This window comes from Helicobacter bilis ATCC 51630, from assembly GCF_000686565.1.
GTDB lineage: Bacteria > Campylobacterota > Campylobacteria > Campylobacterales > Helicobacteraceae > Helicobacter_A > Helicobacter_A bilis.
The window spans coordinates 1-11,561 of record NZ_JMKW01000062.1; the positions used below are offsets into that span (position 1 = coordinate 1).

At 34.4% G+C, this 11,561-nt stretch carries 10 protein-coding genes; 3 read left to right on the forward strand and 7 right to left on the reverse strand.

The window, feature by feature from the left end:
* Positions 1-246, forward strand: a 246-nt coding sequence (locus tag T368_RS0109875; protein WP_027338460.1) for a hypothetical protein, incomplete at its 5' end; no start/stop codon positions are given.
* Between the two features lie 285 nt (positions 247-531).
* Here T368_RS0109875 and T368_RS0109880 read toward each other — a convergent pair.
* The 4 genes from T368_RS0109880 to T368_RS0109895 are packed head-to-tail and all read right to left on the reverse strand — an operon-like array spanning position 532 to position 5,680.
* Positions 532-1,299: an MqnA/MqnD/SBP family protein gene (locus T368_RS0109880; RefSeq protein WP_004084586.1), complete on the reverse strand. Its 768-nt coding sequence runs from the start codon at positions 1,297-1,299 to the stop codon at positions 532-534.
* Positions 1,300-1,313: 14 nt separating this feature from the next.
* Entirely contained in the window at positions 1,314-2,033 is a 720-nt protein-coding gene (locus tag T368_RS0109885; protein ID WP_004084585.1) for a hypothetical protein, read from the reverse strand.
* Positions 2,034-2,052: 19 nt separating this feature from the next.
* The gene (locus T368_RS0109890; protein WP_004084584.1) at positions 2,053-4,812 is read right to left on the reverse strand and encodes a tetratricopeptide repeat protein; all 2,760 of its coding nucleotides are present in this window, start codon (positions 4,810-4,812) and stop codon (positions 2,053-2,055) included.
* A 10-nt stretch (positions 4,813-4,822) separates the two neighbouring features.
* On the reverse strand, positions 4,823-5,680 hold the full coding sequence (locus T368_RS0109895; protein WP_004084583.1) for a tetratricopeptide repeat protein: 858 nt from the start codon (positions 5,678-5,680) through the stop codon (positions 4,823-4,825).
* 350 nt (positions 5,681-6,030) lie between these two features.
* Between T368_RS0109895 and T368_RS0109900 the strand changes: the two genes are divergently transcribed.
* Both T368_RS0109900 and T368_RS0109910 read left to right on the forward strand, forming a co-directional pair.
* On the forward strand, positions 6,031-6,966 hold the full coding sequence (locus T368_RS0109900) for a hypothetical protein (RefSeq protein ID WP_004084582.1): 936 nt from the start codon (positions 6,031-6,033) through the stop codon (positions 6,964-6,966).
* Positions 6,967-7,328: 362 nt separating this feature from the next.
* A complete protein-coding gene (locus T368_RS0109910) occupies positions 7,329-7,970 on the forward strand; it encodes an ATP-binding cassette domain-containing protein (RefSeq protein WP_027338461.1) in 642 nt (213 codons plus the stop codon).
* Positions 7,971-8,275: 305 nt separating this feature from the next.
* Here the strand turns inward: T368_RS0109910 and T368_RS0109920 are convergent, their stop codons facing one another.
* The 3 genes from T368_RS0109920 to T368_RS0109930 all read right to left on the reverse strand — a co-directional run bounded on the left by T368_RS0109920 (position 8,276) and on the right by T368_RS0109930 (position 10,846).
* Positions 8,276-8,983 (reverse strand): NlpC/P60 family protein, encoded by a 708-nt coding sequence (locus T368_RS0109920; RefSeq protein ID WP_004084579.1) that lies wholly within the window; start codon positions 8,981-8,983, stop codon positions 8,276-8,278.
* A 67-nt stretch (positions 8,984-9,050) separates the two neighbouring features.
* A complete protein-coding gene (locus T368_RS0109925) occupies positions 9,051-10,262 on the reverse strand; it encodes an ABC transporter permease (RefSeq protein WP_004084575.1) in 1,212 nt (403 codons plus the stop codon).
* A gap of 140 nt (positions 10,263-10,402) precedes the next feature.
* Positions 10,403-10,846: a purine nucleoside phosphorylase YfiH/LACC1 family protein gene (locus T368_RS0109930; protein ID WP_004084574.1), complete on the reverse strand. Its 444-nt coding sequence runs from the start codon at positions 10,844-10,846 to the stop codon at positions 10,403-10,405.
* Positions 10,847-11,561 lie beyond the last annotated feature (715 nt).

The following is an 11,561-nucleotide window of genomic DNA, read 5'->3' on the forward strand; positions in this document are numbered from 1 at the left end:
AATGGAAACTTGGCGTTAGAAGCATCAGTTTTAAATGATATATTGCATGGGGATATAAAACTCTACACAAAAGATGGAAAACTGCTAGCCTTAATTAAAGCCGAGAATAATAAGTTTATAAGTGGTAAATGCTCTAGCGACAAAGCCCTAACAAGTAAAGATTTAGAAGAGAGTAATAAATATCCCTACTTCGAAAGTGCAATTAACCATTTAGAAGTAATATGCATCAAAAGTAATTCTAAATAACCCTTGAATTAAAATCCAAATTTTGTCATGATTTGAGCGTCTGCAAAATATCGCTTTTGATTCTAAAATCTTAGTTGTTTTATTGCACGCAACATGACAATCACTAGAATCCAGACTTCATATCGCTTGAATAGATTTTTTAGAGTTTGAAATCTGCAATACAATACAGACACCACATTTTCATCAACAAAGTATGCTTTGTGTTGCCTTTCACCCAAGCAAGAGAGAATCAAAAGTCATCATTTCTACGCAAACTCCAATAGGTCATGCAAACACAAAATGGCTTTAGAATCTCTTCGGTGCTTTTACCCCTTTTACTCGTAAGTATCTATAAAAAAGGGTTAGGGCGTGGTGTTCTTTAGCTTCTATTTTGTAATAAATATGTTCTAGATATTTGATGGCAAATGTTTTTGTAATGCCAATTTTTTTCACATAAGGCATAAGTATGTAGTGTGGAATCTTAACTCCTTTATATCTCTTTCCTTGTCCTAATTTGTGATTAAAATCTTGTATAAGATTCTTATAAAAAGTGTCATTTGTATGAAAACATGCACGACCAAAAACAAAGGGAAGTCCAGTCTTATCATACCAGCATTTTGCCATATCATAATATTTTGATGGCTTGTTATGTTTAAGAGTAGAGTTTTGAAAATTAGAATTTTTAGAGTTGGTATGCTTAGAATCATAGTGGTATTTTAATGCCCTATCGCCGATTAATACCGCCCCTTTTAAATCAAGCACTAAGCAAAGCGCATTAGAGGTTGCTGACTGATAATCACTTGCGGGGCTAGATTCTAAAACAAGCACACTCCATACTTCCTTATAAGCTATAATACCCGCTTTGCATGCTTTTGCTTTATAGTGTGCTTTCATTCCCGCGATAGATGAGATAAAACCAGCATCAATACGACGAAATAAAAACTCTTTATTTAGCTTTGCAGGATAGCTTTTTTTGTAATTACAAGTGCTTTTAAAACTATTGCTTGTTCTATATCCTTTCAAAAATACATCAAATGGCAATAAATTTAAGTATTCTATTTTCCCAAATCGCATGAAAAGCCTTGAATCTAAAAAAGATAATGTAAATTGACACCAACAACAATAGTATTATTCAGTCTCAAATCTTGATAGATAGGATATCCACCATACACTTCTACTCGAGTGCCAATCCCGCTTACTGCTAGTCCAATTCTAGCAGCAACATTTGGCGTGTCATATATGCTAAGTGGCATTAAAGCTGCTGCTCCAAAAAATACGCCAAAGCCACTCAAAAGGCGTCCCTCTAGCAACACATCATAAAAGTAATCAATCGCCCCACCAATGCTATAAAACTCATCTTTTAAAGTTAAATTATAGTTACTTATAAGTGAGAATCTAAGTCCTTGATGGCGTGAAAAACGCGTAAAAAGTCCAAGTTGTAAGCCTGTGCTAAGAAGAGCTTTACCATCATTATTTGTCTTTGGCAATTGATACTCAAACCCCATGCCAAAAAACCATGTAAGCTTTTTATATGGTTCTAAATCTTGCGTATTTTCATTTTGGATAAGATGATAACGAAAAGGTGAGCGTGAATGTGGCTTAACTACATGCGGTTTTAGGTTGTCATTACGCTTGGTGCTAGATTCAAAAAGATTAGAATCTGCTTGATTATGTTTTTGTTTATTGTGCTTTTCTATCTCTGCCTTCTCTTTACTCTCTCTTAAAGATTCTAAAAGGGCATTATCAATAGAATCTGCAAATAAGCCTTGCAAACATAATGCTACACATACTAAACCTGCTTTTTTCATGCTCTCTTAATCCCTTAATCTACTTTTTATCACATGATATAATATCCCCATTATAGCCCATTTCACATGCTTTTAGATAATACTTTTGTGCAGTTCTAAAATCCCCTTCATTATAGATAATGCTGCCAAGATTCGCACATGCTTCATTTGCAACTTTTGCTTCATCGTTTGTATCAAGCGGACATGCAAGTTTGTAGTAATCTTTTGCGTTAAATATACTTTTTTGCACTCCAAGCCCATTGGCATACATCTCTGCTAATCCAAGATAGCTTCTAGCTGAATGATAGTTTTTTGCTGACGGCGATAATTTATAAATATCCATTGCCTTCTCATAGCTTTGTCTTACCCCAAAACCATTAGCATACATTTGGGCTAAATAAAAGTAGTCATTTGGTATATCTAAAGCATAAATGCGTTTATATGTATCAAAGGTTTTATTATACTCTTTTGCGTAAAAGTAAGCTTTTGCAAGTAAATCAAGGGCTATTGCATCATCTTTTGTTTGATATGGCTCTAAGGCATTAATTGCTTTTTGGTATTCACTTTCTCTTATCGCATCTTTCGCAAAATCAAGGCATATTGACTTTGCGTTTAAAGTTGTTTTTACAGGCTTAGAATCTTTTTTATCTTGCCCTTGCTCTTGTGTGCCAGAATAGCTAAATGTGCCTAAGTCATTGCTAGAATCTTTTCTCTCTTGTGTTTTGGTTTTATTTTGTTTAGATATAGAATCTATATTCTTGCTATCTTGCATTTGATCAAGTGGCAGGGCTTTTAGATTCTTACACATTGACTCTTGCAATACAAAGTCTTTTTCAAATACTCCTTTTGTTTCATTATAGAATCTTATACAAGCTTCTGCTACATTGCCCTTACATGCTTGTTTGTAAAGTAATAGACGAAGTGTTTTATCATTACCCTTTGCAAGTGGTTTTGTATTGTTTGTGATTTCTATTTGTAGTGAATCTTTATTTGGCATGATAAGCATATTTTGATAACTTGAATCTTTTTGTATTAATTCAAGCAAGGTGGCTAACTGATAGCATGAGTTTGCATTCTCTGCCTTACACTCTTGGGCTAAGTTTGGCAAAGTAAGCTTTTTCTTACATGCGTTTTGTAAGCCTAGACTGCATGCCCTCTTGTAATATTGCAATGCTTTTGCATAATTTACATGTGAGTTTTCTTTTGTTGTATGAGTGTTTTTATTTTGAAACTCAAATGTGCTATAAATATTTGCAAGATTGTAGTAAATCTCATCATGTGGGGCTTCTTTATGCTCTAATAATTCTTCATAAATGCGTATAGAATTTTTTTCGTTTATAGCTAAATATTCCCCGTTTATAGAGTGTTTAGCAATTTGCATGCAACTGATTACAGAATCTTTACTTAAATTACACGCCTTTTCATACCACTTTAATGCACTCCGCATATCTTGCCTGTAATTCTCATGTAACACACCCAAACGCTCACAAGCAGCACTATTTTCATCGCTTATTTGACAAGCGTATTGATAGGCTTCAATGGCTTTTTCTATATCTTGTTTTACATATTCACCCCTCTCATATCCAAGCCCTGCAAAATAGCAATGATTCCCTGCTTCCCCTTTTTTCATACTCCACGCACAAGCCCTTTGCATAAAGCCCAATGCTTTTTCTTTATTCTTTGCTACACGATCGCCATTTTCATACATATTTGCTAATTCTGTGCATGATTCAATGATTCCACCCCTACAAATTCTTTGTAAAAGTTTCACATATCGTTTTGTATCATTAAATGTAGGTAAGTGTCGCAACTCATAGCAGCTAGTCATATCTCCGCTATCACATGCAAGGGAGAAAAACTCTGGTCGCACATTCTGCACGTTAGAGCACGCCCTCATATCATTATCCATAATACATTCTTTTGCATACTTGATATTAAAGATTGTATCATCACACGCATTTGTATCAAGCTTGCAGGCTTTTTGTAAGAATCTTGCCGCTTTTACAAAGTCGCTTTTATCATCGTATGTATCGATATTATCGCTTATATAAAAGTCCTGTGTATAATAAAGGCTTATTTGATAACAAGCTATAGAATCTTTCTCATCGCATTTTCTATTCAGCTCACCTAAATCTTTTGCTATCTTTTCTCTATACTCTTTGTATGGATTGAGTAGTTTGCATGACTGCATATCACCTAGCATACACTCTTTTGCAGCAAAGTCTAGGGCTAGATTTACAAGTCGTTCTGCCTTTGGTCTGTTTTGTGCTACACCGATACCATATTCATAGAAATAGCGTAAATATAAACACGCCCCTACATTAGAATCATAGCAAGTATGCTCTAGCATATTTACCGCTCTTTCTTGATACTGCAAGGCTTTGCTTTGGTCTGGCTTTTCACGCATTAAGCTAACAATAGATTCTGTATCAGTAAAAAACTTCTTTGTTTCATTTGCGTAATTAGAATCTGGCACTGGGATTTGTGCGGGTATTTTTTGTGCTTGTATATCTCTTTTTATCGCTTGTATCGCTGCATTTTCTCTCTCTTCATAAATGCGTGAAAGCACAAGGCATGTTTGATAGTCTTTCTTACATGCACTCTCCATAATATCAAGCAGTTTTGTTTTATAAAGGGTGATATTTTCTTTATTATTTTCTTTTTTTGCTTGTTCTAGTAAGGCGAGACATGCTGGGCTAAAGTTATTTTTACACTCATCATTAAGCACCCCATTTTTCCCATAAGAAAAACCAAATAACGCCATAAACAATATTGCAATATATATAAAATTATTTTTCATTAAAACCACCTTAATTTAATATAGAATCAAGTATTTCATAGCGACAAAATTCACTATGTTTTTTACATGCAATGTGAAAATAGCTTTGTGCTTCTTCTTTATCTTTAGCAACACCTAAGCCTCTTGCATATTTTATGCCAACTTCACCGCATACTCTCATATCATCAGCATGTTCTTGTTGGGCTTTTTTACATGCGGCAAAATCTCTTTGAAACTCTACTGCAAGAAGTGCATTTGCGTTGCTATCAAATTGTGCTTCAAATGCCTTTTTTCTAAAGCATTCCTTATCATTTTCAAGTTTGCAAATCTTATCTAGCGTATGGCTAATCTCTGCTTTTTTAGAATCTGTTATATCGCTTATCGCTTCTTTTAGTAATATATCACTTAGTTTTAGACAAGATTCTTTATGATCTAAATCGCAAGCTTGCTGATATAAAAGCACCATATATTCTTGCTTTGCATTCTCTTTTGTAAAATTGCTTAAAAGCAAACAAGATTCTACAACGCCATTATAACAAGCCTTTGTAAAATAGCTTTTTGCCCTCGTCATATTTGGCAATACTCCATAACCCTCATAATACGCCCTACCAACAAGCCCACATGAAGTATAATTTCTCTTAGCACATTGCTGATACCATGCTAAAAAGCTACCTTGTATTGCGGTGAGTGGCTTTTGTGGCACAAAGATTTGTGTGCTTTGTGTTTCTGCATGAGCGATATGAAACATGCCATATACAAATAAGCCTAATATAAATAACTTTGAGACAAACAACCTAGCTATAAAGCATTTAGCAAATAAATCCCTAAAGCCTTGCTTGTGAAATTGACTTTGATTACAACGCATAAATCTTGCTAAAAAGACTGCCATTACACCACCTTTAAAACCCAAAAATAAGTCTGTATTATAGCTAAAATCATTTCATTTTATAATGTGTGAATAGCGTTTTGCTGAAATTTAGATAGGTTTTGTTTGTGTATCTGTATGCAAGTTTAAAAACTAGCGAAAATTTAGAGTCTCGCCATATCAAGTATTACAATATATTCGTACTTACTTAGCAAACCCGTTATTTGCCTAGTTTTGAATATATAATGTTTTATTAGTTATGTGTTGTATCTAGATTCTATGCAACAATAAAACGCATATAAAAATACAATGGATACTTTATTAATTACATAGTTTTTCAGTATAATGCAAAAATTATTTTTTTAGGAGTTTAAATGTTAAATTTTAAAAATTCAACATGTGGTGTGCTTATGGCTTTATGCCTTACTTCACCGCTACATGCAAAGATAAGTGCAAAAGATTCTGTGGAAAAAGCGATGATAGGTTTAGGTAAAGGCGTGTCAAACTTTACCTATGATTGTCAAGGCAATGATGTGAAAGCTAGTTGCGTTGCTAAGAAGATAGATTATGAAGATGGGATTGGCTTTCGCAATGTAAAGCTTGATTACATGATAGACAATAAAAATTTAAATGGGGCAATATCCTTTGATACACAAGTATCAGATCCCAGAGTGGATAGAGAAATACTTGAGTTTGTACCAAAAAGAGTAGTTTGCTCTTCGCCTAGCAACTTGCAGGGTAAAACATATAAAGGGCAGCTTAATTGTGAGATTAGTGCACCAACCTATGTTTTAAAAACTAAAGGCGTTGGCTCTATGGAATCACATAGATTCTTAAACAAGGATATAGACAAAGTGTTTGATGATTTAGAGCAAATGCTAGAGGATATTGATGATTCTAATGTGCAGCAAAAGCTAAAAGATTTTAAGGTTGATATTAGAGAGATTGTTTTAGATGTAAAGGGTATCCAGTTTGCAAATAAAATGTTTGATGTTTTGAAAAAAGATGATCCAAATTTCACAAAAGAGCAGTATAACGCAACCGTGAATATGGGCGTAGCTATGGTGCCAGTAGGACTTGCCAATGCAAGAGTTTCAGAATCTAGTTTAGAGCAAGTCTCAAAGGCAGCTGCAGCCTTAGGCGATATAGCACTCTCAAAGAAACAACAAGCAATTATTACGCTAAAGCGTAAAAGTGCGGCAATGCTAGAACTCGCAGATTTGCCAGACTTAATTGCAAAAATAGATGCTGATCCATCAGTTTTATTGAAATACCTTGATGAGTATGAAATATCTGTTGTTACACGCTAAATTCTTAGTTTAGTCTTGTTGTGTTTATCGCAAGGCAAAAAATGTAGTTTGTCGTCTATGCTTTGTGTGTTTTTGGGATTAGATTCTAAAGTTTTTGTTGCTCCCACAAGTGCAGATAAAATTATAAAATCTAAGCCTGAGAATGTCCTTGTAGATTGTATGATTCTTTAAAAATCGTATTTAGGCTTCATTTATAGTTATTTTGAAAATTTGAAAAGACATGCAAATCTACTACAAAACAATATTTCGCCAAAGGCTTACATACACGATCTTTTACCCAATATTTGCAAACACGACAAGAAATAGGAATGTTTTAATAAAACAATAGTTGCATGTGTATCTAAGGAGATAAAATGGAATATTTGGTTGAAATGGAAAATGTTTCACATAAATTTGATGTTGTGCTATATGAAGATATTTCTATGCGTTTGAAACCTATGCAAAGCATGGCGATTTTAGGGGCGAGTGGTAGCGGAAAAAGCACGATTTTGAACCATTTATCAACACTTTTACCGCCACAAAAAGGACAAATAAATCTCGCACATTTAAAAAATATTTATAATCTCAATGAGAATCAATTATTGCTTTTGCGTCAAAAGATCCTAGGCATTATCTTTCAAACGCATTATCTTTTTCGCGGCTTTAATGTTACACAGAATCTCCAAATCGCCGAACTCATCGCCCAAACCAAAATAGATATGCAAATGCTTGAAGAATTTGGCATAGCACATACACTTAAACAGCAAATCGGTGAGTTGAGTGGCGGACAGCAACAGCGGCTAAGTATCGCACGCGTTTTGACAAAAAAACCAAAGATTCTACTTGCTGATGAACCAACTGGAAATCTTGACAAAGACACCGCAATGAGTATCATGCAATATCTTTTATCGTATGTAGAAAAAAATGAAGCTGCCCTCGTGGTAGCCACGCACGACCAGCAAATCGCTGAACTTTGCACTCATATAGTTTTACTTGAAGATAAAACCTTAAAACAGCTGAAATAACAGAATTATGCAACATGTATCTAAGATTGTAAAAATCACAAATACATCATATTGATAATTTTAGTTATTCATCATCAAACCCAAAACCACCAAAGCTTAAAGGCTGCAACAACTCCACATATACACTTTGCTTATCATCAGTCATTCTAGCAGAGTAGTGTATGAACTGCTCTGACAATACGCTATTATTCCTTTTATCTGTTATGGCTACCTGAGCTTTACATACTACCTTTTTTTGAATAACTAAAAATCAATTACTTCTATTTCAATCCTAAGACATTGCAACTTACTCAAAGCAATACTCTCTACAAATAAGTCCTACCTCCGCGATATGCCTTTACCCAATAATTCGTGTTGAGATTTGCTATTGTTACCTTTTTACCTTTTCCGGGGGCGTGGATAAATTGATTGTTGCCAATGTAGATTCCCACATGATTGACTTGTTTCCCATTGTTTGTGAAAAATACTAAATCTCCCACCTTTAGATTATTTTTTGCTACAAACTTACCGCTACCATATTGCTCGATTGAAGTTCTAGGTAGCGTCAGCCCATTTAGCCTATACACCGCCCTAACCAATCCACTACAATCAAAACCGCTAGAAGTCGTCCCTCCCCATTTATACGGCACACCTATATATTGGTGTGCATCTTTTGCGATATTTTTTCTCACCTTATCATGTGTCTTTGGCTTATGCTGATTTATCGCATAGCTTTGGGGACTAATGATAAAAAAGTCATCAATAATAGACTTTTTTTTGTATGTATTTGCGATTTTTCTTGCAGTTTCAGAATCTTTATAGTTGCCAAAGCGGACTTTATACATTCCTTTTTCTTTAAAAAAGAACGCATCAAGCCCTTGTTTATTAAGATAATCAGCAAGATTCCCAGCATTTTTTAACTCACTAAAACTTCCAACTTGTATGCTATATGCCACATGTTTTACTTGCTCTTTTGCAAGTAGCAAAGCACACATAAAAGCCATTATTACGCTGATAAAAGATATTTTTTTCATGTCCTTCCTTTTTCATGTCCTTCTTTGAAAAAATAAGAGATTATAGCCTAAAGCCCTAAATAAAATACTACTCATAACGCAAGGCTTCAATAGGATCAAGCTTTGAAGCCCTTTTTGCTGGTAAATATCCAAAAATCACACCAATAATGGCTGAAAATAAAAACGCACCAAATGCCACCCACATATCAAACGCGAAGGGTATATCCATCTTTATTGCCACACCCCATGAGATAAAAAAGGCTAGAATGATTCCAATGCTACCGCCAAGCGCGCTGACCACAACAGATTCTATAAGAAATTGCAACAACACATCTCTCTCTAATGCCCCAATAGCAAGGCGAGTGCCAATCTCTTTTGTCCGCTCTGTTACTGACACAAGCATAATATTCATAATCCCAATTCCCCCTACAATTAAGCTAATGCCCGCAGCAGAACTCAAAAATATAGATAAAATACGCATAGTAGCCGTCATATTCTCTTCAAACTGCTTTGTATCCATAATATCAAAGGTATCAATCTGCCCCTGTTTAATATTTCTATGCTCTCTTAATATATGTCTAATCTCATCGCTAAGACTGCTAGAATCTGTATTATCTTTCATTGAAATCATAATTCTATCAATATTATAATTACTTGTAGCACCCGATATATCACGCAAATAAGTCTTAAAAGGCAGTGCGATAAAATCATCTTGATCATTGCCAAAACCCCCTTGCCCTTTTGCCTTAAATACACCAACTACTTCGCAAATGCTTTTACCAATACGCACTTTTTCCCCAAGCGGATTAGAATCTTTAAATAAAGCAAGATGCGCACTCTGCCCCAAAATACACACATTGGAGCTAGAATCTTCAGTATTAAAAAGGCGACCAAGCCCTATTTGCCAATCCGCTACTTCAAAATAGCTATTTGTTACACCGCTAATTGTAGTCCTAGTGTTTAAGCCTTTATATTGTGCGATAGCACTCGTGCTTGCAATGGGCGCGATACTTTTTATCGATGAAGCTAGTCTAGATTCTAGAATCTCAACTTCTTTATGCGTAAATTTCTTACTAAGAGAGCCACCACCTGTATTCAGCCTAAAAGCTGGTTGTATAACAAGCAGGTTGCTACCCATACTTGCAATTTGCATTTGCACCTTTTTTGTCGTGCCATTCCCCAAAGAAATCATAACAATCACAGAACCAACGCCAATAATAATCCCTAGCATTGTCAAAAATGCCCTTAAATAATTGCGTGAAATCTGCCGAAAAGCAAGCAATATCGCATTCCAAATCATACATACCTCATATTTTTTATCTATATTTTAAGGTTAATTATAGGATATTTATGGAAACTAGATATTTCTATTTTGCACTCTCTACACCCACCCATTTGGTTTGGAAACTAGATTCCATACATAAACACGCACAACCACATTTAATCACAAAGACTTGCAAAAAGTCCAAAACGCCCCGTTACATTTTCCCTGCGATATGAAAAATAAGATTCATCACAGCAAGAGCAACTTGGATAAATCTCTACTTGTGATAATAAAATACCAAAAGATTCTATCTCATCACATAAAAGTCCTATCATATCAAACTTATAGGAATTATTCTCACATATCACATATTTTTCCCCAAAATTTTGTATTAATTGTAACGCTAGATTCTTATCAATCTCGTAGCAACATTTGCGGATTGATGCACCAATAAATATACAAATATCCTGTGTCCTTACCCCATAATCACGCATAAAAAGCATAAGTGCATGTGTGAGAATCTTAGAACACACACCAAGCCTACCTGCATGCAAGACTGCAAATACATTCTGTGATTTTGCATAGACTAAAATCGGATTGCAATCTGCTACCATACTCATAAGCACAATAAGAATACCCAATGAGCAAGTAAAGACAATGCGTGAAGGATGTATATCAGAAGAAAATTATGGGCAACACAAGCTATGCGCTATGAGATGATAAAAGTTTATAAATATTTACATAAAACTAGAACTAGACAAGAAGCAATACAAGCAACGCATGAAAAAATTGTGGCACTAGAGACACATAAAGTCTCCCACCATTGCATAGAAGATGCATTAAAATTAACACCATTGATATTTTTGTGTGAAGACTAAAATCCAAAAGATTTTAAAAAAGAGACACAAAAGTTTGAAGTTCTAGAAAAGCTCAAATTTATAGACAAACCCGAGAGACAATGCCATCATATAAAGTTACCCGATGATCTTTAAAGGATGAATTTTGTATAATTTGCATACTTACTTTAACTTTTTAACACATAATAAAACACTCTCTCTAACACTCAAAAACACACTAACACATAAAAGCCTTGTATAAAGGGTTTTTTGCATAAGTGTTTTATAATATGCTTATATGTTATAATTCTTTTTTTTTACTTCCACTTGATGTTTTTTGTTTGTATCTTATGTGTATTTTTGAATGTATTCTAAAAAAGGATACACAAAAGAATACACAAAAACATTACTACATATTAAAGTATGTTTTATGTGCTTAAAAGGCATATAAAACTACACAATAAAAGCTTATAAAATCCATTAAGTAGAGAATGCAAAA